The sequence below is a fragment of the Ralstonia flatus genome (assembly GCF_958439105.1).
Lineage (GTDB): Bacteria > Pseudomonadota > Gammaproteobacteria > Burkholderiales > Burkholderiaceae > Ralstonia > Ralstonia flatus.
Genome location: NZ_CAUDLI010000005.1, coordinates 141,895 through 163,921, shown reverse-complemented (window position 1 = coordinate 163,921; position 22,027 = coordinate 141,895). Strand labels below are relative to the sequence as shown.

Annotated in this window: 22 protein-coding genes; 8 read left to right on the top strand and 14 right to left on the bottom strand. The window is 64.5% G+C overall.

The annotated features are described in order from the left end of the window. Positions 1–6 precede the first annotated feature (6 nt). Positions 7–708, bottom strand: a complete 702-nt coding sequence (locus R2676_RS13580; protein ID WP_027678326.1) for a fumarylacetoacetate hydrolase family protein — start codon at positions 706–708, stop codon at positions 7–9. A 146-nt stretch (positions 709–854) separates the two neighbouring features. Between R2676_RS13580 and R2676_RS13575 the strand changes: the two genes are divergently transcribed. From R2676_RS13575 to ybiB, 5 genes are all read left to right on the top strand, one after another. After that, a complete protein-coding gene (locus tag R2676_RS13575) occupies positions 855–1,481 on the top strand; it encodes an ANTAR domain-containing response regulator (protein WP_027678327.1) in 627 nt (208 codons plus the stop codon). 571 nt (positions 1,482–2,052) lie between these two features. Then, positions 2,053–3,333, top strand: coding sequence for a CmpA/NrtA family ABC transporter substrate-binding protein (locus R2676_RS13570; RefSeq protein ID WP_206272374.1), 1,281 nt, complete (start codon positions 2,053–2,055; stop codon positions 3,331–3,333). Between the two features lie 55 nt (positions 3,334–3,388). Then, positions 3,389–4,240: a nitrate ABC transporter permease gene (ntrB, locus tag R2676_RS13565; protein ID WP_206272375.1), complete on the top strand. Its 852-nt coding sequence runs from the start codon at positions 3,389–3,391 to the stop codon at positions 4,238–4,240. An 18-nt stretch (positions 4,241–4,258) separates the two neighbouring features. Continuing rightward, on the top strand, positions 4,259–5,062 hold the full coding sequence (locus R2676_RS13560) for an ABC transporter ATP-binding protein (protein ID WP_062739113.1): 804 nt from the start codon (positions 4,259–4,261) through the stop codon (positions 5,060–5,062). 666 nt (positions 5,063–5,728) lie between these two features. Further along, positions 5,729–6,739 carry a DNA-binding protein YbiB gene (ybiB, locus tag R2676_RS13555; RefSeq protein WP_206272376.1) on the top strand — a complete coding sequence of 337 codons (1,011 nt, stop codon included), beginning with the start codon at positions 5,729–5,731 and terminating at the stop codon, positions 6,737–6,739. A 13-nt stretch (positions 6,740–6,752) separates the two neighbouring features. Here ybiB and R2676_RS13550 read toward each other — a convergent pair whose 3' ends face one another. Together R2676_RS13550 and R2676_RS13545 are read right to left on the bottom strand one after the other, a co-directional pair. After that, positions 6,753–7,622, bottom strand: coding sequence for a pirin family protein (locus R2676_RS13550; RefSeq protein ID WP_102064433.1), 870 nt, complete (start codon positions 7,620–7,622; stop codon positions 6,753–6,755). A 13-nt stretch (positions 7,623–7,635) separates the two neighbouring features. Next, complete coding sequence (locus R2676_RS13545; RefSeq protein WP_206272377.1) at positions 7,636–8,040, bottom strand: OsmC family protein; 405 nt, start codon at positions 8,038–8,040, stop codon at positions 7,636–7,638. 240 nt (positions 8,041–8,280) lie between these two features. Here R2676_RS13545 and R2676_RS13540 point away from each other — a divergent pair, with 240 nt between their 5' ends. Together R2676_RS13540 and rpoH are read left to right on the top strand one after the other, a co-directional pair. Further along, positions 8,281–11,199 carry a diguanylate cyclase domain-containing protein gene (locus tag R2676_RS13540; RefSeq protein WP_206272378.1) on the top strand — a complete coding sequence of 973 codons (2,919 nt, stop codon included), beginning with the start codon at positions 8,281–8,283 and terminating at the stop codon, positions 11,197–11,199. A gap of 235 nt (positions 11,200–11,434) precedes the next feature. Beyond that, on the top strand, positions 11,435–12,328 hold the full coding sequence (gene rpoH, locus R2676_RS13535; protein WP_410482496.1) for an RNA polymerase sigma factor RpoH: 894 nt from the start codon (positions 11,435–11,437) through the stop codon (positions 12,326–12,328). A gap of 67 nt (positions 12,329–12,395) precedes the next feature. Here rpoH and R2676_RS13530 read toward each other — a convergent pair whose 3' ends face one another. The 5 genes from R2676_RS13530 to R2676_RS13510 form a co-directional block, all read right to left on the bottom strand. Continuing rightward, positions 12,396–13,001 (bottom strand): SCO family protein, encoded by a 606-nt coding sequence (locus R2676_RS13530; RefSeq protein ID WP_206272380.1) that lies wholly within the window; start codon positions 12,999–13,001, stop codon positions 12,396–12,398. A gap of 69 nt (positions 13,002–13,070) precedes the next feature. Then, positions 13,071–14,012 (bottom strand): heme o synthase, encoded by a 942-nt coding sequence (gene cyoE, locus R2676_RS13525; RefSeq protein WP_206272381.1) that lies wholly within the window; start codon positions 14,010–14,012, stop codon positions 13,071–13,073. 20 nt (positions 14,013–14,032) lie between these two features. Then, positions 14,033–15,124: a COX15/CtaA family protein gene (locus R2676_RS13520; RefSeq protein ID WP_206272382.1), complete on the bottom strand. Its 1,092-nt coding sequence runs from the start codon at positions 15,122–15,124 to the stop codon at positions 14,033–14,035. Positions 15,125–15,127: 3 nt separating this feature from the next. After that, a complete protein-coding gene (locus R2676_RS13515; protein WP_206272383.1) occupies positions 15,128–15,784 on the bottom strand; it encodes an SCO family protein in 657 nt (218 codons plus the stop codon). A 52-nt stretch (positions 15,785–15,836) separates the two neighbouring features. Continuing rightward, positions 15,837–16,607, bottom strand: coding sequence for an SURF1 family protein (locus R2676_RS13510; RefSeq protein ID WP_206272384.1), 771 nt, complete (start codon positions 16,605–16,607; stop codon positions 15,837–15,839). Between the two features lie 69 nt (positions 16,608–16,676). On the opposite strand from R2676_RS13510, the gene R2676_RS13505 reads away from it, so the two are divergent. Next, positions 16,677–16,886, top strand: coding sequence for a twin transmembrane helix small protein (locus R2676_RS13505; RefSeq protein WP_024976747.1), 210 nt, complete (start codon positions 16,677–16,679; stop codon positions 16,884–16,886). A 126-nt stretch (positions 16,887–17,012) separates the two neighbouring features. Here R2676_RS13505 and R2676_RS13500 read toward each other — a convergent pair whose 3' ends face one another. The 6 genes from R2676_RS13500 to coxB all read right to left on the bottom strand — a co-directional run bounded on the left by R2676_RS13500 (position 17,013) and on the right by coxB (position 21,922). Then, on the bottom strand, positions 17,013–17,873 hold the full coding sequence (locus R2676_RS13500) for a cytochrome c oxidase subunit 3 (RefSeq protein ID WP_206272385.1): 861 nt from the start codon (positions 17,871–17,873) through the stop codon (positions 17,013–17,015). A gap of 88 nt (positions 17,874–17,961) precedes the next feature. Beyond that, complete coding sequence (locus R2676_RS13495) at positions 17,962–18,174, bottom strand: DUF2970 domain-containing protein (protein WP_206272386.1); 213 nt, start codon at positions 18,172–18,174, stop codon at positions 17,962–17,964. A gap of 4 nt (positions 18,175–18,178) precedes the next feature. After that, on the bottom strand, positions 18,179–18,787 hold the full coding sequence (locus R2676_RS13490; RefSeq protein WP_027678344.1) for a cytochrome c oxidase assembly protein: 609 nt from the start codon (positions 18,785–18,787) through the stop codon (positions 18,179–18,181). 49 nt (positions 18,788–18,836) lie between these two features. Continuing rightward, positions 18,837–18,968 (bottom strand): cytochrome oxidase small assembly protein, encoded by a 132-nt coding sequence (locus R2676_RS13485; protein ID WP_316857268.1) that lies wholly within the window; start codon positions 18,966–18,968, stop codon positions 18,837–18,839. Between the two features lie 52 nt (positions 18,969–19,020). After that, a complete protein-coding gene (gene ctaD, locus R2676_RS13480) occupies positions 19,021–20,625 on the bottom strand; it encodes a cytochrome c oxidase subunit I (protein ID WP_027678345.1) in 1,605 nt (534 codons plus the stop codon). Between the two features lie 40 nt (positions 20,626–20,665). Continuing rightward, the gene (gene coxB, locus R2676_RS13475) at positions 20,666–21,922 is read right to left on the bottom strand and encodes a cytochrome c oxidase subunit II (protein ID WP_027678346.1); all 1,257 of its coding nucleotides are present in this window, start codon (positions 21,920–21,922) and stop codon (positions 20,666–20,668) included. Positions 21,923–22,027 lie beyond the last annotated feature (105 nt).

The following is a 22,027-nucleotide window of genomic DNA, read 5'->3' as shown; positions in this document are numbered from 1 at the left end:
CGTCTATCAAATGACCTTGACGTGCAGTTCGCCCACGCCGTCGATCTTGCCGACCATCAGGTCGCCGACGACCACGGGGCCAACGCCTTCGGGCGTACCTGTGTAGATCAGGTCGCCCGGGCGCAGCTCGAACAGGCGCGACAGATACGCAATGGTTTCCGGCACCGACCAGATCAGGTCCGACAGGTCACCGCGCTGGTGTTCGCGGCCGTTGACCGACAGCGTGATGGCGCCCTTGTCCGGATGCGCCACATCCTTGGCCGGCACGATCGGGCCGATGGGCGCCGAGCCGTCGAAAGCCTTGCCGGTCTCCCAGGGGCGGCCGCCCTTCTTTGCCGCGTTCTGCAGGTCGCGGCGCGTCATGTCCAGGCCGATGGCGTAACCGTAGATATGGTTGGCTGCCGTTTCCACGGCGATGTCGCGCCCGCCCGTGCCGATGGCGACCACGAGTTCGATCTCGTAGTGGCAATCCTTCGTTTCAGTCGGGTAGACGAACTGGCCGGTCTCGCCGTCTGCGATGTAGCGCACGGCGTCGGCCGGCTTGCAGAAGAAGAACGGCGGCTCGCGGTCGGGGTCGGAACCCATCTCGCGTGCATGGGCGGCGTAGTTGCGGCCGACGCAATACACACGGCGCACCGGAAACTGGCCTTGCCCGCCACGCACGGGAATGCCATTGACGGCGGGCGGGGTGACGACGAAATCGGTCATGCGGGTCTCCTCTGACTAAGCGGATTGGAACAGGTGGGAAACTGCGGCCACCGCCCCCCGGCGACCGACGAGTTTGCGAGGATACACCCGCACCGGGCCGGCGCGGTTCTTGCATGAGCAGCGTGCACCCTGCCCCACTTTGCACCATGCAAACGAAGCCGCCCATTCCAACCGCCCCACCCGCCGCTGCGCCCATGCGCGTGCTGCTGGTGCGTGATCCGCTCGACGCTGAACAGATCAATCTTGAGCTGATCCGCGCCGGGCTGGCGGAGGCCGGCTTTGTGGACGTCGGCCTGGCGGACGCCGACCTGACGCTGCCCGAGCGCATCGCCGAGACACAGCCGGACATGGTGATCGTTGCCTCCGAATCGGCCGCGCGGGACACCATCGAGCACGTCTGCGTGGCCACGCAGCATGCACCCCGCCCGATCGTGCTCTTCACCGACAACGACGACGCCACGCGCATCAAGACGGCGTTTGCCGCCGGCATCACCGCCTACATCGTCGACGGGATCAAGCCCACGCGTGTGAAAGCCGTGCTGGACGTCGCCTATGCCCGCTTCGAACACGAGCGTGAATTGCGGGCCGAGCTGGACACCGCCAAGACGCAACTCGCCGAGCGCAAGGTGCTCGAGCGCGCCAAGGGCCTGCTGATGAAGCAGATGAACCTGTCGGAGGACGACGCCTTCAAGCGCCTGCGCAAGATGGCGATGGATCGCAACATCAAGCTGGTGGAAGCCGCCCAACGCGTGATCGACGTGATGGCCGGCTGAGCAGTCAGACCGCCGCCCAGTTTTGGTGCGTCGCACAACTCCGGCGCTGGAAACGCACCAGTCGCGCGCGGCGTTCCGAACCCCACACGTGGCGTTCCGAGCCTCAATCGCCGAGCTAAAAGCCTCGCGCGCCGAGCTCTGAGCCTCAACCGCCGAGCTAAAAGCCTCACGCGCCGAGCTCTGAGCCTCAACCGCCGAGCAAAAAGCCTCGCGCGCCGAGCTCTGAGCCCCAATCGCCGAGCTAAAAGCCCCGCGCGCCGAGCTCTGAGCCCCAACCGCCGAGCAAAAAGCCCCGCGCGCCGAGCTCTGAGCCTCAACCGCCGAGCAAAAAGCCTCGCGCGCCGAGCTCTGGGCTCGGAACGCCGAGAAAAAAGCTCGGCGCGTGGAGATCGGAGCTCGGAACGCCAGCATGCCTCGGTCAACGTTGGCATACCCCTTGCAAGTGTCGCTGCGAAGCCGGTGCCAACGTGGGTACCGGCACGGGACAACGGCGTCCCGATGCACGGCAGCGTGCCCCTCTTTCGGATGGGCGGCGGTCGCGCGTCGGGACGCTTTTTCTTTGGAGCCATGGATGGCCGCGCCAGACAAGACCGACGCTCTCGTCAACCCGATCAACCCGAAGCGCCGCAGCATCATGAAAGCCGCGGCGACGATTGCAGGAGGCAGTGCCGTGGCATTGATCGATCCGCTGGTGCGTGCCGGGGCCTGGGCCGCCGGCTCCGATGCGCCCGAGAAGACCGAGCTGAAGGTGGGTTTCATCCCCCTCACGGACTGCGCCTCGGTGGTCATGGCGTCCACGCTCGGCATCGACAAGAAGTACGGCATCAAGATCACGCCGTCGAAAGAAGCCTCGTGGGCGGGCGTGCGCGACAAGCTGGTATCGGGCGACCTGGATGCGGCGCACGTGCTGTACGGCCTGATCTACGGCGTGCAACTCGGCATTGGCGGCCCCAAGAAAGACATGGCCGTGCTGATGACGCTCAACAACAACGGCCAGGCGATCACGCTGTCGTCCAAGCTCAAGGACGCGGGCGTCAAGAATGGCGCGTCGTTGAAGGCCGTCATGGCGAAAGACAAGCGCGAATATGTGTTCGCGCAGACCTTCCCGACCGGCACGCATGCGATGTGGCTGTATTACTGGCTGGCCGCGCACGGCATCCACCCGCTGCAGGAGGCGAAGGCGATCACCGTGCCGCCGCCGCAGATGGTCGCGAACATGCGCGTAGGCAACATGGATGGCTACTGCGTGGGCGAGCCGTGGGGTGCCCGCGCAATTGCAGACAACATCGGCTTTACCGCCGAGACAACACAGGCCATCTGGAAAGACCACCCGGAGAAGGTGCTCGGCACCACGGCCGAGTTCGTGCAGAAGTATCCGAACACGGCGCGTGCCCTCACCGCGGCAGTGCTGGAGGCGAGCAAGTTCATCGATGCGTCGGCGTCGAACCGCCGCAAGACGGCCGAGACCATCGCCGCCAAGTCCTACGTCAACACCGACATGGACATCATTCTCGACCGCATGCTCGGCCGCTACACCAATGGCCTGGGCAAGACGTGGGACGACCCGGACCCGATGCGCTTCTACCACGACGGCGCGGTCAACTTCCCGTACCTGTCGGACGGCATGTGGTTCCTCACGCAGCACAAGCGCTGGGGGCTGCTGAAGGCGCATCCGGATTACCTGGCCGTCGCCAAGCAGGTCAACCGCATCGACATCTTCAAGCAGGCGGCAACCGCCACCGGCACGCCGCTGCCCAAGAGCGACATGCGCACGGCCAAGTTGATCGACGGCGTGGTGTGGGATGCGAAGAACCCCGCCGCGTATGCGGACGGCTTCAAGCTGAAAGCCTGACGCCTCGGGCCTTCCAAATTTCTGATTGCGGTCCCTCACATCGATGGAGCCCGACATGAACACGCTCGTCAAAACGTTGTCCGGCGTGCAGTCCGACGCCGCCCCTGAACGTCGCCGGTTCGTTGCGCGCGACTGGTTTGTCGCTGCCGTGGTGCGCGGCTTTCCGCCGGTGCTGGGCTTGGTGCTCTTCGTGCTGGCGTGGCAAGGCATTGCCACGGCCATCCCCGCATTGCCGACACCGGCGGTGACGTGGAAAGCGGCCGTTGCGCTCTTCGCCGATCCGTTCTATCGCAATGGCCCGAATGACCAGGGCGTAGGCTGGAACGTGCTGGCCTCGCTGGCGCGCGTGGGTGCGGGCTTCGGCATGGCGGCCGTCATCGGCATTCCGGCGGGCTTCCTGATCGGGCGCTTTGCGTTTCTCAACGCGATGACCTCGCCCATCATCAGCCTGCTGCGGCCGGTATCGCCGCTGGCGTGGCTGCCGATCGGGCTGCTGCTGTTCAAGTCGGCCAACCCGGCGGCCATCTGGGCGATCTTCATCTGCTCGATCTGGCCGATGGTGATCAACACTGCCGTGGGCGTGACGCGCGTGCCGCAGGATTACCTGAACGTGGCGCGCGTGCTGAATCTCTCCGAATGGAAAGTGTTCACGCGCGTGCTGTTTCCCGCGGTGCTGCCGTACATGCTGACGGGCGTGCGGCTGTCGATCGGCACGGCGTGGCTGGTCATCGTGGCGGCGGAGATGCTCACCGGCGGCGTCGGCATCGGCTTCTGGCTGTGGGACGAGTGGAACAACCTGAAGGTCGAGCACATCGTCATCGCCATCTTCGTGATTGGTGTGGTGGGCTTGCTGCTCGAGCACGCGCTGCTGGCGATTGCGCGGCGCTTCTCGTACGACGCGGTTTGAGGACATTGGGGGAGCGCCATGACAGACAAATTCCTGCGCATTGAAAACGTCGGGCAGACGTTCAAGACCAAGCGCGGCCCGTTCGTCGCCCTGCGCGACATCGACCTGACGGTGGCGCGCGGTGAGTGCATCGCGCTCATCGGGCACTCGGGGTGCGGCAAATCAACGTTGCTCAATCTCATTGCCGGCCTCACGCGGCCGACCACAGGTGGGTTGATCCTTGCCGAGCGCGAGATTGCCGGGCCGGGGCCGGATCGCGCGGTGGTGTTTCAGAACCACTCGCTGCTGCCGTGGCTTACGTGCTTTGACAACGTGTATCTGGCCGTCGAGCGCGTCTTCGGCAAGACCGAGACCAAGGCGCAACTGCGTGAGCGCACGCATGCAGCGCTGGCGCTGGTCGGCTTGTCGCATGCCGAGCAGAAGCATCCGCATGAAATCTCGGGCGGGATGAAGCAGCGCGTGGGCATTGCGCGAGCGTTGTCCATGGAGCCTAAGGTGTTGCTGATGGATGAGCCGTTTGGCGCGCTGGATGCGCTCACGCGGGCGCATCTGCAGGACGAGTTGCTGAAGATCGTGGCGGCGACCGGGAGCACGGTGGTGATGGTGACCCACGATGTGGATGAAGCGGTGCTGCTGGCGGATCGCATCGTGATGATGACGAATGGGCCGGCTGCGACGATTGGCGAAGTGTTGACGGTGGATTTGCCGCGGCCGCGGGATCGGATGGCGTTGGCGGAGGATGCGGCTTATCACGCTTGCCGGACGGCGGTGTTGGATTTTCTTTATCGGAAGCAGAGGCATCCGGTGGCGGAGGCTGCCTGAATTTTTGTGTTTGGTCTTTTGGTTTTGAGGTTGGTGGTCCATCCCCCTTTCGTCCCCTGCCGGGGCCGACTTACTTTCTTTGTCTTGCCCAAAGAAAGGTAAGCAAAGAAAGGCGCGCCCGAGATGGCGAAAGACTCCTTGAATTTATGTCGCAGGGAGGGAGGGGAGGCAAACTCGCTGCGCTCAGACAGGCCTCCCCTCTTTTTCCTCCCTGCGACAGAAATTCAAGGCGCCATCTAGGGCAAGGGGAAAGCAAACCCTCTTCTGCCAGTGCCCGACTTCGTCTTGCATTCCAAACGTTCGCCGCGCAGTCGGCCTCTTTCTAGCGCTTGCCTTCGCACTCTGTCGGTGTGGCCTTTGACGTTCCTGCCCTAGATGGCGCCTTGAATTTGTGTAAGCGGGCGGAAACAAGACGGGGAACTGTCTGAGCGAAGCGAGTTTTCCCCGTCTCCGCCCGGTTACACAAATTCAAGGAAGGGGTCGCCATCTCGGGCGCGCCTTTCTTTGGTTACTTTCTTTGGGCAAGACAAAGAAAGTGACTCAGCCCCGGCAGGGGCTGAAACAAGGAATTCACCACCATCAAAGAACATCCCACGTCCCACGCTAGCGCCAGCGCAAACCCCAGCGCTATGATCAAACCCAAGCAAACACCCCCGCCACATCCTGATGCCCGCTCCCCCCATCCTCCCCGCCACCGCCACTGAAGACGCCTTCGCTAACGGCCCCTTCCCCGCCGCCCGGTTCATCAAGGAAATCGGCCGCGGCGCAGACGGCGCCCGCGCCCTGGTCAAGCACGACGCCCGTGCGCTCTTCACCGCCATGCTGGAAGGCCGCATCTCCGACGTGCAGCTCGGCGCCATCCTCATGGCCTATCGCATCAAGGGCGAGACGCCGGAAGAACTCGACGGCATGCTGGAGGCCACGCATGCGCATTGCCGGCCGCTGCCGGCGCCGGACACGCCCGAACATTCGCTGCCGGTCGTCATCCCGAGCTACAACGGCGCCCGCCGCCAGCCGAACCTCGTGCCGCTGCTGGCCAAGCTGCTGGCGCGCGAAGGTGTGCCCGTGCTGGTGCATGGCATCCGCCGCTTCGACGGCCGCATCACCACGGCGGCGTTGTTCGAAGCGCTCGGCTGGCCGGTCTGCGAACACATGGACGACGCACGTCAGCGCCTGGAACGCGATCGACTGGCGTTCGTGCCGATCGACGTGCTCTCTCCGCAGCTGACATCGTTGCTGGACAAGCGCGAGATCGTCGGCCTGCGCAATTCGGCCCACACGGTGGTGAAGATGCTGCAGCCCATTGGCGGGCACGCGCCGCACGAGGCGTTACGGCTGGTCAGCTACACGCACCCGGAATACCGCGACACGCTCACCGATTACTTTCTGCGCCACCCGGCCAATGTGCTGCTGGCACGCGGCACCGAGGGCGAGGCGGTGGCCGATGCGCGGCGCGGCAGCGCGGTGGAGTGGCTGCACGACGGCGCGCATGAAACGGTGATCGAAACGGTGGAAGGTTCGAGCGACGCACCGCCTGAGCTGCCCGCGGGAACGGACGTGGCGGCGACGGCGCGCTGGATTGAAGCGGTGCTCGACGGCAAGCAGCCGGTGCCGGAGCCGATCGCCAAGCAGGTCCGCGCGATCGTGCGCTGTGCACGACCGGCGCAGGCTGCCTGAGCGATCGCCGGTCTTACTTGGACGGCAGCGGAATGCGCTCCGTTTCGCCGGGCACGTGGGCGAAGGCGTCGGCCTCCCAGCGCTGCTTGGCGTCTTCAATGTCGGCCTTGTCGCTGGCGACGAAGTTCCAGTAGATGTGGCGGTGGCCGTCGGTCGGGTCACCGCCCAGCAGCATCACGCGCGACGACACCTGGGCGGTGAGCGTCACGTCGCCGCCGGGTTCCAGCACGGCAAGGTGGTGCGGGTCGAGCGCCTCGCCGTCGATGGTGACGGCGCCCTCGACCAGATACAGGCCGCGGTCTGCATGCTCGGGCGGAATCACCAGCGATGCACCGGCGGCCAGTTCCAGCGCCACATACAGCGTGCGCGAACTCACCTTCACCGGCGACGTCAGCCCAAACGCATCCCCCGCAATGACAACGCCCTGCACACCGGGGCATTCCAGCTTGGGCAGCGTGTCGGCCGCGTGATGGGCGAAGCTGGCGTCCACCTTTTCCTGATCCTTCGGCAGCGCCACCCAGGTCTGGATGCCGTGCACGCGCGCGCCCTTTTCGCGCCCTTCCGGCGAGGAACGCTCGGAGTGGACGATGCCGTTGCCGGCCGTCATCCAGTTCACGTCGCCGGGCGTGATGGTCTGCACGCTGCCGAGGCTGTCGCGATGGACCATGCTGCCGTCAAACAGGTACGTGACGGTGGCCAGCCCGATGTGCGGGTGCGGGCGCACGTCGATGCCCTCGCCCGGCGCGAAATCCACGGGGCCCATGTGGTCGAAGAAGATGAACGGCCCGACCGTCTGCCGCGCGGCCGAGGGCAGCACGCGCTTGACCGAGAAACCGCCGAGATCCCGCACGTGCGGGCCGATGATGTGCTGAATGGACGTCATGGTGGAAAGCTCCTCAGGCGCGCTCGGCCAGCTCGGTGTCGACGCTGATCTCGACTTCCGTCATCAGCTTGTGAATGGGGCATTTGCCGGCCACGCGCAGCAGGTCGGCGCGCTGCTCGTCGCTCAGGTCGCCGTGCAGGGTCAGCACCGTGCGCAGCCTGTAGCGGCCCTGGCGCTCCTGGGTGCCGTCGTGCTCGACGGCCACGTCGATGGAATCGAGCGGGTACTTGCGCTGGCGCGCATACAGCGTGACGGTCAGCGCCTTGCAGCTGGCCAGGGCCGCGTCAAAGTAGGCGTGGGGGTCGGGCGCGCTGCCTTCGCCTGTCGGCTTGGGCACATCGGTATAAGTGACGCCTTCGGGAAACGTCACCTTGTGGCGGAAAAGGCCTTCGGTGTCCTTGCTGACGACGATCGTCATGACGGCTCCTGTAACGGTTTCGGCAATGTCTGGGCAGTGTAGCCAACTTGCGTGACGCCACGGGAGCCGACGCAAAGTGCCGCGTGCATCGCATTGAACAACGCCGCGATCACGCGACATTGCAGACATGACAATTCTGTCCACCCATTTGGGTGGAAACGCTCAAGCGGCGCGGTTTTCCGCCGATCTTCCGGTTAGAAGACATCCGCCCAGAAACCGCCCCGCTTACGCGTTACCTGCATGGTTCCTCGCCGGCCGCTTGTCGCCCTAGCCGGCGGCATCGGCTTTCTCCTCGTCCTTGTCGGGCTGACCGTGATGGTCGGCTGGCTGCGGCATTGGCCGTGGGCAGTGAAGGTCGGCACCGATCGGCTGCTGATCGTGTTTGCCACCGGCATCAACCTGACCCTGCTTGGCGCGGGGCTGACGGCGCTGCTTGTCGGCACGGTACGGCCGAATGTGCGCTGGGCGGATCCGGTGGGCCGGGGGCTCGGCGGCGTGGTGGCCCTGCTGTCCACGCTGCGGATAGCGGAGATGATCACCGGCTGGCCGATCGGGCTGGATTTTCGGGGCGTGCACACATGGCTGGACCGCCAGTGGGTGACCGGATGGATCGGCGGCATGCACCCAAGCCACGCGCTGGCGATGGCCGCATCGGCGACGGCCCTCAGCCTTGTGCCGACGTTGCGCAAACCGCACCGCGCGCGGTGGTTCTGGGGCCTGGTCGCCATGGCAATGCTGCTCTGCGCTGGCGACCTGCTGGGCCGCGCCATGGCGCTCGAATATCTGTACCCGATATGGTTGGTCTGGCGCGCCTCGGACGTCGCCGCCATCTGCACGCTGCTGGTGGTGACGGGCGTGCTGTGCGTCGCCATGGTCCGGTATCCGGGCCTGCTGCGCCTGCAGCTGTCGCCGGAAGACACCATCGTCTGGATCAGCGGCGGCTGCGTGGTCCTTGCGGGCCTGGGCGCCACCATCACGGCGTTCATCATCCAGGTCGACAGCGTCAGCCAGACGTTCGGCATCACGCGCGCACGGGCGCTCTCCAGCTACGCAGAAGAGTTCGATCAGCTGCTGGCCATGCGCGCGGAGAGCCCGCGGCTGGTGGCCGCCGCCACGCACATCCAGGACGTGCTGCGGCATCCGGCCGACAACGCAGCGCGCCTGCGCAGCGAGAGCGCGCTGCAGGCCTATCGCGAACAGGGCTACTCGTACCTGCAACTGCGTACGCTCGCGGGCGAGGGCATCGTCAGTCTCGGCACGCAAACGCCCAAGCCCGAGCTGTCGATTCCGCTGCACGCCGGCCTCGCGCCCGAGCGCGTCACGCTGCAATGGGTACACGGATTTGCCATGCGCACGGAAACGCCCGTCCTGACAGACGGCATGCAGATCGGCTGGCTGGTCGCCGAGCAACCGCTCGCCCACATGACCGCACGCTACGCCAACGAACGCGGCATCGGAAAGACCGAAACGCTCGCGATGTCAGGCGTTGATGCGCGCGGCCGCGCCATGTCGTTTCCGCAGCGCTTCGATGCGTACGTGTTCGAGCTGCCGGCACTGACGCTCGACCGCCAGCCGCTGCCGTCGCGCCTGGCGCTTGCCGGCGAGGCAGGCTACGGCCAGTGGCAGGACATCCACGGCATGCCGACGTCGTTCAGCTACACGCCGATCGGCCACACGGGCCTGGCGCTGATCAGCAAGATCGCCTGCGCCGAGCTGTACGCCCCGATGCGCGTGCAGTTCGAGCGACTCGCCGCCTTCATGCTGTGCCTGATGATCGGCAGCGTGCTGGTCATCCGCCTGACGGTGCGTCCGTTTGCCAACCGGCTGGCCGCGTCCGAACGCGCGCTGCGCACGGCCAACGAAAGCCTCGAGCGCCGCCGGGACGCCCTGCGCGCCAGCCGCGAACAACTGCGCCTCGTGGCCGACAACGTGCCGGCGCAGCTCAGCTATGTCGACCCCGACGGCATCGTCCGCTTTGCCAGCCGCACTCTGCTCGAAGCCTTCGGCCGCCGCGAAGACGAGATGCTCGACCGCCACGTGCGCGACATCTATGCCCCTGAGGACTATCGCGCGCTGCTGCCCTACATGACGGAGGTGCTGGCCGGGTACCCGGTGCAGTTCGAGATCCAGTCGATGCGCACCGGCGTGCCCCGCTACCTGAGCGGTCATTACTTTCCTGACTACGACGATCGCGGCACGCTGCGGGGCTATTTCTCGGTGCTGCAGGATCTGACGGCCCGCACCGCCGCCGAGCTGGCCCTGGCGCGCAGTGAACGCGCGCTCAAGCTGGTGCTCGACAACGCGCCGCTGCTGGTCTCGCACATCAACCCAGACGGCGTCTTCACCTTCTGCAACGTCACGCACGCACGTTGGCTGCAGCGCACCCCGGAGGACGTCTGCGGCCAGACGCCGGAACGCGTCTTCACGCCCGGCACGTACGCCCTGCTCGCACCGTATCTCGCGCGCGCCCAGCGCGGGGAATCGGTCCAGTTCGAGATCACCGCGCCGTGGTACGAAAAACCGTCTGCCAGCGGCCTGCGCAGCCGCACGCGACACTTCCGGGGCCAGCTCGTCCCCGATGCCGGCGAAGCGCAGGACGGCCGCTGCGGCTTCTATGCCTTTGTGCAGGACGTGACCGAAGCCAAGCGCAGCGAGATGGAGCTTTCGCGCATGGCGCGCTTTGACGCCCTCACCGGCCTGCCCAACCGCTACGAACTCTACGAGCGCCTGCGCGCCGCGCTGGAGCGCCGTCAGCGGCTGCCTGCCCCGCTGGGCGTGCTGTACCTGGACGTCGACCACTTCAAGCACATCAACGACACCTACGGCCACGCCGCCGGCGATGCCGTGCTGGTGGAGGTCGCACGCCGCCTCCAGCGGGCCGTGCGTCGCACCGACACTGTCGCGCGCCTCGCAGGTGACGAATTCATCATCCTGCTGGACCCCATCGACGCCCCGGATGATGCGCTGCACACCGCCCAGAAGATCGTCGGTGCAATCCGCCCGCCCATCATCCTGCCCGGCGACACGATCCTGCACGTCACCACGAGCATCGGCGTGGCGTGCCCCGGCCCTGAGGTCCGTGAGCCCGACGCCGCTCTACGGGAAGCCGATCGCGCACTTTATTGGGCCAAGTCTCGCGGCCGTAACACTGCGGCCTAGCCGAGAACCGATGCCGTGAGCGACGGTCTATGACTGGGTGCGCCGCCTATATTGCTGCGGCGCAAACATCACACTATCAAGGCAAATCGCCTGATTTACGGGAACTATCAAGCAGGCAAAAATGTCCTATTAGCACTCTTCCGGTCGGAGTGCTAAGATGCCTTTCCAAACCTCCACTGGATTTCGACAGGAGTCCTGAGTGAACGCAGTCATCCCCGTGAATACCGTTTCCGCAATCGCCACCCAGCCGTCCGGCAACGCCGGTAATGGATGGGCGCTGGCGTTCCCCGGCAACCTGGGCAACATCGACGCCTATATCCAGAGCGTCAACCGTGTGCCAATGCTGTCGGCTGAAGAAGAACAACGCCTGGCCCGCGAATATCGCGACAACGACAATCTCGATGCCGCCCGCCGTCTGGTGCTCTCGCACCTGCGCCTGGTCGTGTCGATTGCACGTGGCTACCTGGGCTACGGCCTGCCGCACGCCGACCTGATCCAGGAAGGCAACATCGGCCTGATGAAGGCCGTCAAGCGCTTCGACCCGGATCAGGGCGTGCGTCTCGTCTCGTACGCGATGCACTGGATCAAGGCCGAGATGCACGAGTACATCCTGAAGAACTGGCGCATGGTCAAGGTGGCCACCACCAAGGCGCAGCGCAAGCTGTTCTTCAACCTGCGCAGCCACAAGCAGGATGCGCAGGCGACCTTCACGTCGGACGAAATCGACGCCGTGGCGGCCGAACTCAACGTCAAGGGCACGGAAGTGCGCGAGATGGAAACGCGCCTGTCGGGCGGCGACATTGCGCTGGAAGGCCAGTTGGACGACGGCGAGGAGTCGTTCGCCCCGATCGCCTACCTGGCCGATACGCACAACGAGCCGACCCGCGTGATCGAAGCGCGTAGCAACGACCGCATGCAAAGCGAGGGCATCGAAGCCGCTCTGGCCAAGCTTGACGATCGCAGCCGCCGCATCATCGAGGCCCGCTGGCTGAACGTGAACGACGACGGATCGGGCGGCTCGACGCTGCACGAACTGGCAGACGAGTTTGGCGTGTCGGCCGAGCGCATTCGCCAGATCGAATCGGCTGCGATGAAGAAGATGAAGGGCGCGCTGCAGGCTTTCGCCTAAGCTGCGTTCCTTGCAATGAAAAGCCCGCCAGGATCGGCGGGCTTTTTCTTTTGGGGCTGGCGGAAGATCAGTCGGCCAGCAGTTGCTTGATGTCGTGTGCGATCGGCTCCGGGCCCTGGCCGTGCTTGATGAACAGGCGCAGGTTGCCCTTCGGATCGAACATGTAGCTGCCGGCGGTGTGATCCATGGTGTAGTTGTCGGGCGAGCTGCCCGGCACCTTGTTGTAGAACACCTTGAAGTCGGACGCGACCTTCTTCAATTCAGTCTCGTTGGCCGGACGCAGGCCGATGAAGCGCGGATCGAACGCGGGCACGTACTTGGCCAGCAGGTCTTGCGTATCGCGCTCCGGGTCGACGGTGACGAACAGGACCTGGACGCGGTCGGCGTCTTTGCCGAGGGTATCCATCACGGCGCGCAGCTCAGCCAGCGTGGTCGGGCAGACATCGGGGCAATGCGTGTAACCGAAGAACATGACGACGACCTTGCCGCGGAAATCTTCCAGCGTGCGGCGCTTGCCGGTGTGGTCGGTCAGCGAGAAATCGGTGCCGAAGCTCTTGGAGCCGGTGATGTCGAGGTTCTTGAAGGCGGGCTTGTCGCTGCACGCTGCGAGCGCCAGCACGGCGACGGCCAGCATGGCGAACAGCGCGGCGCGGAGGTGTCGGAAAGAAAGCATGGTCATCGTGTTGGAAGCAGACCGCCTAGCGTAACGCCAACGGCACATGCATGCTGGCGCGCCTGCGCGTCACAGCGCCGCGCTTTGCGTAAGCGCCGGGCCGAACTTGAAGTAGTGATCAACCAGCAGCGCGGCAAACAGGATCGACAGGTAGATGATCGAGTAGCGGAAAGTCTTCTGCGCCAGCGCGTCGGAATACTTGCGGTACATGCGCCACGCATACGAGAGGAAGCCGAAGCCCAGCACCAGCGCGGTCACCAGGTAGATGTAGCCGCTCATGCCGTAGACGAACGGCAGGATGGTCGCGGCAATCATGATGAGCGTGTACAGCAGGATGTGCAGCAGCGTGTATTTCTCGCCGTGGGTGATCGGCAGCATCGGCAGGCCCGACTTGGCGTAGTCGGCGCGGCGATATAGCGCGAGCGCCCAGAAGTGCGGCGGCGTCCAGGTAAAGATGATCAGCACCAGGATCCACGCCTCGGCCGGCACGCTGTTGGCGACGGCCGCCCAGCCCAGCGCCGGCGGCATCGCCCCCGAGAGACCGCCGATCACGATGTTCTGCGGTGTGGCCGGCTTGAGCAGCAGCGTGTAGATGATCGCGTAACCGATGAAGGTGGCGAACGTCAGCCACATCGTCAGGTCGTTGGCGAACACGTGCAGCGTCCACATGCCTGCACCGCCGAGCACCACCGAGAACACCAGGATCTGCCGCGTGCCCAGCTCGCCGCTGGCCGACGGGCGCCAGGCCGTACGGCGCATCATCGCGTCGATCTTGCGCTCGACCAGGCAGTTGATGGCGAAGGCAGCGCCGGCAAACAGCCAGATGCCAACCGCGCCGCCGATCAGCACCGGCCACGGCACCATGCCCGGCGTGGCCAGGAACATGCCGATCACGGCGCAGAACACGGCAAGCTGCGTGACGCGCGGCTTGGTCAGCGCCGCATACTGCGATGAGGTCGTTCGCCAGCCAGGAAGTTGGGTGGAAGTTGTTGGGGTTGCCACGGTATTCATAAAAAACGTTCAGACGGCATTCAGACGACGGCAGCCGCCACAGGCATCGGCGCCCGCGCTTGCGCGAGCCCGATCAGGTAATGCAGACGCACCATCAGCAACAGGAGCACGGCCGCGCCGCCGTTGTGCGCCACGGCGGCCAGCAGCGGCCACCCCAGCACGATGTTCGACAGCCCGGTCGCCAATTGCACGGCCAGCACGACGAGCAGCACCGTCGCGACACGGCCAATACCGTCGATGCGACGTGCGCGCACGCCGAGCCATGCCAGATAGCTCAGGACGACGACCGCAAACACGCGGTGCGTCCAATGGATGGCAACCAGCGCGTCGTGCGAGATGAAATCGCCGCCGGCAGTCTTGCCAAGTTGGCGCCAGAACGTGAAGCCGTGTGCAAAGTCCATCGGCGGCACCCACTGGCCGTTGCACAGCGGGAAATCGGTACAGGCGAGCACAGCGTAGTTCGTGCTGACCCAGCCGCCCAGCGCAATCTGCACGACGAGCAGCGCGAGCCCGATGGCCGCCGCCATGCGCAACGAGGCACCACGCTCATCCACCATACGCGGCACGTCGTTCTTGCAGCCGAGCCAGATCAGCGCGGCCAGCAACGACATGCCGAGCAGCAAGTGCGTCACCACGATGGCCGGCTGCAGCTTCAGCGTGACCGTCCACGCGCCAAAGGCACCCTGCACACACACCAGCGCCAGCACGGCCGTCGCATACCAAGGCGATTGCTTCAGCTCCTTGCGCTTGACCCATGCCAGCACCACCAGCGTGATGATCAGCACGCCCAGCGCGAGCGCGAAGTAGCGGTGCGTCATCTCGATCCACGCCTTCATCCACGTGACGGGGCCACTCGGCATGGCGGCCTGTGCGGCATGGATGTCGTCACGGGCGTGGAACGGGTTGGAGGTGCCGTAGCAGCCCGGCCAATCCGGGCAACCGAGGCCTGAATCCGTCAGACGCGTGAAGCTGCCGAACATGATCAGGTCGAGCGTGACGAAAGCGGTGATCCACACCAGCTTGCGGTACTTGTTGCGATCCCCCTTGACCAGCACGTAGCACAGCGGGATCAGCGCGATCAGGATGCCGATGGAAGCAAGTTGCAGCAGCATGGCTTATCCGATGCGCGAATACTTCAAGAGCCGCGTCATGTCTCCACGCACCTTCTTCGGGTCCGGATCTTTCGGGAACTGCATCATCAGGTTGCCAAGCGGATCGACGAGGAAGAGGTGGTCCGTCGGCGGCGTCTTGCCGTCGGCAAGCCAGTTCTTCGGCAGGTCGGGGGCGCGCAGGAAGCGCACGGCACCGTAATCGTCGTTGTAGGCCTTGATGAGGCGCGGGTCGATTTCACCGCGGTCGGTCACCAGCCAGACGGGGACGATGCGGTCGCGGTCCGGGCCTTGGCCGATGCGCAGTTGGCGCATGGTGAACAGCTTGCGCGCGCAGTTGTCGTCGCAGGCGCTGCCATCCACCGACACCATCAGCCATTTGCCCTTGAGGCTGGCGAGCGGCACTTCAGCGCCGTGCTCGTCCTGCACCATCAGGCCGCTCGGGATGGGGCGCTGCGGATCGACCAGCGCGCCATACGCCGCCTTGCCACCGGCCGGGGTGAACACGTAATACGCGAGGTACGACGCGATCACCGGAGAGGCACACACCAGCAGCAGCAACAGCATCATCCAGCGGCCCCGGCGCGTGCGCGCGTCGATGCGCGGGTCTTCGGACGCCCCGAGTGTGCCCGGCGCGCCGGGTGCGGATTCCTGATTCACCATGTGATTCCCAATCCATTCCGCTGCGGCACTAAGCCGCAACGCGAGTTCGTGTTCAGGCGGGCTCGGAGGAGCCCACCAAGCGGCGATAACGCCGCACGCTGTAGAAGACCATCAGCCCGAGCACCGCCGCCGCCATCGCAAACCATTGGAATGCGTAGCCGTAATTGCGCTCAGCGCCCAGGTCTGCGCGTGGCCAATCGCGCAACAGGCCGTCCTCCACGTCGGATTGCTGCTGCACCACGAACGGTTGGAGCGGCACGCCGATTTCGCGCGAGAAAGCGTCGAGGTCGATATTCTGCCTAAGTCGCTGGCCGACTTCATCAGCGCCGTCCTTGCCGCCCAGACTGAAGACCCGGCTAGCATGCGGCACCGCCATCCCCTCAACCTGCACTTCGCCCGCCGGCGTGGTGTACGGCGCGATGCGCGTGCGGTCGGCCGGGTCGCGCGGCAACCAGCCCCGGTCGACCAACACGGCGCGCCCGCCGGCGCCTTCCAGCCTCAGCGGGATGAGCACCTCGAAACCCGGGCGCGATACGTCGTTGGTGACGTGCGGACGGTTCTCGAGCAGCACCGTGTGCGCCACGTCGAACGTTCCACGCAGCAGCACCGGCCGGTAAATCACCGACTCTGCTGTCACGGGCTGCGCGGTGATGCGCTGGGCGGGTGCGTTTTCCAGCGCCATGATGCGGGCCTGGCGCTCGATGCGCTCGTGCGCACGCGAAAGCTGCCAACGCCCGAGCGCGCACGTCAGCGCGATCAGCGCCACGCCCGCCAACATCGGCACAGGCGCAAACCACTGGCGCATCGGCACGCGCACGGTCATCGCACAGCCCCGGTGCGATAATGCTCGGCAGTCATTTCCAACCCGTTATTGCCCAACCGGCAGCCCTCCATGCGCATCGTTGTTGCCATTGCGTTTCTGCTGATCCTCGGCAGCCTTGCCTCCGCGCTGTTCTTCCTGATGCGCGACAAGGGCCACAGCAACCGCACCGTTCGCTCGTTGATGTTCCGCGTCGGTTTCTCGATCGCGCTGTTCATCTTCATCCTCGTCGCGAACCGGCTGGGATGGATTCACAGTACCGGCATCCGCTTCGGCCAATAGCCCACGTCAGATCAGTCAGTCCAGAAAAGCGAAAACGCCGCAGCGGTGTCCCGTCTGCGGCATTGTCTTCGCCGGCCGTTGGCCAGGTCATGGAGCGACGCTGCGCCGCCCCGATCCGATGCTGTCTTACAGCCAGTACACCACCACGTACAGGCCCAGCCACACCACGTCCACAAAGTGCCAGTACCACGCAGCGCCTTCGAATGCGAAGTGATGCTCCGGCGTGAAGTGGCCCTTGATCACACGCCCCAGCACGACCGACAGCATGATGGCGCCCATGGTCACGTGGAAGCCGTGGAAGCCCGTCAGCAGGAAGAACGTCGAACCGTAGATGCCCGAGGTCAGCTTCAGGTTCAGTTCGTGATAGGCGTGGATGTATTCGAACGCCTGGAAGCCCATGAACGTGAAGCCCAGGAGGATCGTCAGCAGCAGGCCCTGGATGACCTGGGCACGCTTGCCCTCACGCAGCGCATGGTGCGCCCACGTGAGCGTTACACCGGAGGTCAGCAGCAGCGCCGTGTTGATCGTCGGGATCGGCCATGGGCCCATCGTCGTGAACGGCGAGACCGTGCCGGCCGGACCTGCGTTCGGCCACATCGCGTTGAAGTCGGGCCACAGCAGCTTGTTGTTCAGATCGCCCAGCCACGGCATGGCGATCGTACGGGCATAGAACAGCGCGCCGAAGAACGCCGCGAAGAACATCACTTCCGAGAAGATGAACCAGCTCATCGACCAGCGGAACGAGGCATCCACGCGGTCGCCGTACTTGCCCGTCTCGGATTCGGAGATGGCGTCGGCAAACCACGCGCGCAGCACAAAGAGGAACCACAGCAGGCCGACCAGGAATGTCCAGGGGGCCCAGGGCTGCGCATTCACCCATGCCGCAGAACTCAGCAGCACGATCAGCAGGCCGAGGCTTGCCGAAATCGGATGCCGCGACGGCCCGGGCACGAAGTAGTACGGAGCGTTTGCTCGATTCGCACTCATCTCTTTTTCTCCAGCTCTATTTTTTTAAGAATCCACTCGATGTTGCCCGGCCCGCGCTGCAGGGCCGTCTCCTCAACCTTCTCAACCGTCAACCGACCACGGCTCGCACGAGCAGCAACAGCACAACGACAAACATGACCGCCGCCAGAACGCCCGCGATGATCACGTGCACCGGATTCAACTGCGCCATGTCACGATCGTGATCGCGGCCTTTGCGCACACCGAAGAAGGACCAGAACACCGCCTTCATCGTCTGTGCGAATGATGCGCGTCGCTTGGTCGCTTCCTTCAGTTCGTCCATGTCCTCAGGTTCCCTTGTTCGGCATCGCCGGCGCAATGACCGACGGCGCGTGGATTTCAAAGAAAGTGTAGGACAAGGTGATCGTCTTCACGTCCTTGGGAAGATCCGGATCAATCACAAACACCACCGGCATCTCGCGCGATTCGTTGGCCGTCAGCGTCTGCTGCTTGAAACAGAAACACTCGATCTTCTTGAAGAACTCGGTTGCCTGCTTGGGCGCGTAACTCGGGATGGCCTGGGCCTCCACCGTACGCCCCTCCTTGTTCACCACCTCGTAGACGATCTGGCTGATCTCGCCCGGGTGTACATCCATGCTGTTCTTGACCGGGCGGAAGCGGAACGGCCCCTGGCTGTTCGAATCGAATTCCACCGTGATCGTGCGCGTCTTGTCGACCTGCGAGTTGCGCAGCGCGCCGCCGTCTTCATCGCGCGTGTTGAGCACGTTGATGTTCGTGATCTCGCAGATCTTTTTGTACAACGGCACCATCGCGTAGCCGAAGCCAAACATGATCACGACCACGACGGCCAGCTTGCCGAGCATCGAGCGGTTCAGGCCGCGCTCCAGCGCTTTGTCGTTTTGGGTCGGATCCGGCTGCGCCGGTGTCTGGCTCATAGAGGTCTCGCGAAATCTCGGTTCAGCGACCAGCGCATCGCTTGCCCGGCTAGCCGCCGAACACCACGCGCTTGAAAATCACACCCAGAAAGAAGACCAACGCGATCGTGCCAAGGATGAACCCCAGGCGACGGTTGGCTGCGCGTTGCTCGGGCGATGGGCTTTTTTCTGGATTCGACATCGTTGTCCGGAGGACCGCGGGGCCGGCACTCGCCTGCCCCGCGACACCTGCATTACTTCACGAGCGGCGGTTCTTCAAAGGTGTGGAACGGCGCCGGCGACGGCACGGTCCACTCCAGGCCTTCCGCGCCATCCCACGGCTTGTCGGCGGCCTTCTCGCCACCGCGGTACGACGGCAGCACCACGAAGAAGAAGAAATACACCTGCATCAGGCCGAAACCCAGCGCGCCAATCGACGCGATCGCGTTGAAATCGGCGAACTGCTGCGGGTAATCCGCATAGCGGCGCGGCATGCCCGCCAGGCCCAGGAAGTGCATCGGGAAGAACGTGAGGTTGAAGGTGATCATCGAACCCCAGAAGTGGATCTTGCCGCGCGTTTCGCTGTACATGTAGCCCGACCACTTCGGGCCCCAGTAGTAGAAGCCCGCGAACAGCGCGAACAGCGAACCGGCCACCAGAACGTAGTGGAAGTGCGCCACCACGTAGTAGGTGTCCTGCAGCTGGATGTCGATCGGGGCCACGGCCAGGATCAGGCCCGTGAAGCCGCCCACCGTGAACACGAAGATGAAACCGATCGCGAACAGCATCGGCGTCTCGAACGTCATCGAGCCGCGCCACATCGTGGCCACCCAGTTGAAGATCTTGACGCCGGTCGGCACCGCGATCAGCATCGTCGCGTACATGAAGAACAGCTGGCCCGTCACAGGCATGCCCGTCGTGAACATGTGGTGCGCCCACACGATGAACGACAGGATGGCGATCGACGCCGTGGCGTACACCATCGAGCTGTAGCCGAACAGCGGCTTGCGCGCGAAGGCCGGCACGATCTGGCTGACGATACCGAACGCCGGCAAGATCATGATGTACACCTCGGGGTGCCCGAAGAACCAGAAGATGTGCTGGTACATCACCGGGTCGCCGCCGCCGGCTGCCGAGAAGAAGCTCGTGCCGAAGTGGCGGTCGGTCAGTACCATGGTGATCGCGCCTGCCAGCACCGGCATCACGGCGATCAGCAGGTACGCCGTGATCAGCCACGTCCAGCAGAACATCGGCATCTTCATCAGCGTCATGCCGGGCGCGCGCATGTTCAGGATGGTCACGATGATGTTGATCGCGCCCATGATCGACGATGCGCCCATGATGTGGACTGCGAAGATCGCCATGTCCATGCCCGGGCCCATCTGGACCGACAGCGGCGCGTAGAGCGTCCAGCCGGCAGCCGTGGCACCGCCCGGTGCGAAGAACGAGCCCACCAGCAGCAGTGCCGCTGGCGGCAGCAGCCAGAAGCTGAAGTTGTTCATCCGCGCGAAGGCCATATCGGAGGCCCCCACCTGCAGCGGGATCATCCAGTTCGCGAAGCCCACGAAGGCCGGCATGATGGCGCCGAACACCATGATCAGGCCGTGCAGCGTGGTGAACTGGTTGAACAGCTCCGGATGGAAGAACTGCAGGCCGGGCTGGAACAGCTCAAGGCGGATCAGCAAGGCCAGCGTGCCGCCCGAGAGCAGCATCATGAAAGAGAACAGCAGGTACAGCGTACCGATGTCCTTATGGTTGGTCGCGAACAGCCAACGGCGCCAGCCGTGCGGATGGTCGTGCGCGTGGTCGTCTCCATGACCGTGCGCGTGATCTTGCGGGTGCGTAACAGCGGTGCTCATCGAGGAACTCCTAGGTTCGGTTCGTCACGCAGACGATCAATCAGCCAGCGTTGCGGTCTTCGGCCGCATTCGCTTGTTTGGACGCCACCTTACCGGCGGATTCAGTTGCAGCAGTCTTGGCGGCCCCGCCTTCGGGCATCTTGCCGCCGCGCGCATCCTTCACTTGCGTCGGCTGCAGCAGGTCACCGGTATGGTTGCCCCAGTTATTGCGCTCGTAAGTGACGACGGCAGCGATTTCGACATCGTTCAGCGCCGAAGCCCAGGGCGGCATCGCGCCCTTGCCGTGCAGCACGATGCCAACGTGGTCGGCCAGCGGGCCATTGGCGATCTTCGAGCCATCCAACGCCGGGAACGGGCCACCGCCCTTGCCGTTCGGCTGGTGGCAGACCGCGCAGTTGGCGGTATAGACCTTCTCGCCGCGCGACTTCAGCTCGTCCAGCGTGTAGGTCTTGTTCGGGTCATCGGCCTTGGCGGCCATTTCCTTCTTCTTGCCGTCGACCCACTTGGTGTAGTCATCCTGCGAGAGCACGCGTACAACGATCGGCATGAAGGCGTGTTCCTTGCCGCACAGTTCAGCGCACTGGCCGCGATAGACGCCGACCTTCTCTGCCTTGAACCATGCGTCGCGCACGAAGCCCGGAATCGCATCCTGCTTCACGCCAAACGCCGGGATCATCCACGAGTGGATCACGTCGTTGGCAGTGGTGACGATGCGCACCTTGCGGTTGACCGGCACGACCAGCTCGTTGTCGACTTCGATCAGGTACGTGGTGCTCTTGGGCGCCTGGTTGTTGATCTGGTCGCGGGGCGTGGTCAGCGTGGAGAGGAACGAGATGCCCTCGCCTTCGCCCTTCAGGTAGTCGTAACCCCACTTCCACTGGTAGCCGGTGGCCTTGATGGTGAGGTCGGAATTGGTGGTGTCCTTCATGGCGACCACGGCCTTGGTAGCCGGCAGCGCCATCCCGATCACGATCAGGAACGGCACGATGGTCCAGATGATTTCAACCGTGGTGCTTTCGTGGAACGTCGCAGGCTTGTGGCCGACCGACTTACGGTGCTTGAAAATGGAGTAGAACATCACCCCGAAAACACCGATGAAGATCACGATACAGATGATCAGCATCATCCAGTGCAGCCAATGGATCTCGGCAGCGATCTTGGTGACCGGGGGCGCGAGATTGAGCTGCCGCACTGCGGGGCCGCCCGGCATGTCTTCCACTGCCAGGGCCGTTTGACTGAGGGCGAGGAGTGAGCCTGCCGCCAGCAAACTTGCCAATGTCTTATTCAACATTTTCATTTTTTATCTACCCAATTGACAGATTCCACTCTGCCCCGGTGCGCGGCTCATGAGACCTGGGTTGGTTGCCCGTGTCTCAAACACCGGGAAAGCTCGTCCACAAGC

Excerpts from the sequence above, each read along its gene's own strand:
- R2676_RS13505 (WP_024976747.1), top strand. The coding sequence starts at position 16,677 with ATGCGCATCGTTGTTGCCATTGCGTTTCTGCTGATCCTCGGCAGCCTT.
- R2676_RS13490 (WP_027678344.1), bottom strand. The coding sequence starts at position 18,787 with ATGAGCCAGACACCGGCGCAGCCGGATCCGACCCAAAACGACAAAGCG.
- R2676_RS13520 (WP_206272382.1), bottom strand. The coding sequence starts at position 15,124 with ATGCTGCTGCAACTTGCTTCCATCGGCATCCTGATCGCGCTGATCCCG.
- R2676_RS13485 (WP_316857268.1), bottom strand. The coding sequence starts at position 18,968 with ATGTCGAATCCAGAAAAAAGCCCATCGCCCGAGCAACGCGCAGCCAAC.
- cyoE (WP_206272381.1), bottom strand. The coding sequence starts at position 14,012 with ATGAATACCGTGGCAACCCCAACAACTTCCACCCAACTTCCTGGCTGG.
- ctaD (WP_027678345.1), bottom strand. The coding sequence starts at position 20,625 with ATGAGCACCGCTGTTACGCACCCGCAAGATCACGCGCACGGTCATGGA.
- R2676_RS13570 (WP_206272374.1), top strand. The coding sequence starts at position 2,053 with ATGGCCGCGCCAGACAAGACCGACGCTCTCGTCAACCCGATCAACCCG.
- R2676_RS13540 (WP_206272378.1), top strand. The coding sequence starts at position 8,281 with ATGGTTCCTCGCCGGCCGCTTGTCGCCCTAGCCGGCGGCATCGGCTTT.
- R2676_RS13560 (WP_062739113.1), top strand. The coding sequence starts at position 4,259 with ATGACAGACAAATTCCTGCGCATTGAAAACGTCGGGCAGACGTTCAAG.
- coxB (WP_027678346.1), bottom strand. The coding sequence starts at position 21,922 with ATGAAAATGTTGAATAAGACATTGGCAAGTTTGCTGGCGGCAGGCTCA.
- R2676_RS13510 (WP_206272384.1), bottom strand. The coding sequence starts at position 16,607 with ATGACCGTGCGCGTGCCGATGCGCCAGTGGTTTGCGCCTGTGCCGATG.
- ybiB (WP_206272376.1), top strand. The coding sequence starts at position 5,729 with ATGCCCGCTCCCCCCATCCTCCCCGCCACCGCCACTGAAGACGCCTTC.
- R2676_RS13550 (WP_102064433.1), bottom strand. The coding sequence starts at position 7,622 with ATGACGTCCATTCAGCACATCATCGGCCCGCACGTGCGGGATCTCGGC.
- R2676_RS13495 (WP_206272386.1), bottom strand. The coding sequence starts at position 18,174 with ATGGACGAACTGAAGGAAGCGACCAAGCGACGCGCATCATTCGCACAG.
- R2676_RS13500 (WP_206272385.1), bottom strand. The coding sequence starts at position 17,873 with ATGAGTGCGAATCGAGCAAACGCTCCGTACTACTTCGTGCCCGGGCCG.
- R2676_RS13530 (WP_206272380.1), bottom strand. The coding sequence starts at position 13,001 with ATGCTTTCTTTCCGACACCTCCGCGCCGCGCTGTTCGCCATGCTGGCC.
- ntrB (WP_206272375.1), top strand. The coding sequence starts at position 3,389 with ATGAACACGCTCGTCAAAACGTTGTCCGGCGTGCAGTCCGACGCCGCC.
- R2676_RS13580 (WP_027678326.1), bottom strand. The coding sequence starts at position 708 with ATGACCGATTTCGTCGTCACCCCGCCCGCCGTCAATGGCATTCCCGTG.
- R2676_RS13575 (WP_027678327.1), top strand. The coding sequence starts at position 855 with ATGCAAACGAAGCCGCCCATTCCAACCGCCCCACCCGCCGCTGCGCCC.
- R2676_RS13515 (WP_206272383.1), bottom strand. The coding sequence starts at position 15,784 with ATGGTGAATCAGGAATCCGCACCCGGCGCGCCGGGCACACTCGGGGCG.
- R2676_RS13545 (WP_206272377.1), bottom strand. The coding sequence starts at position 8,040 with ATGACGATCGTCGTCAGCAAGGACACCGAAGGCCTTTTCCGCCACAAG.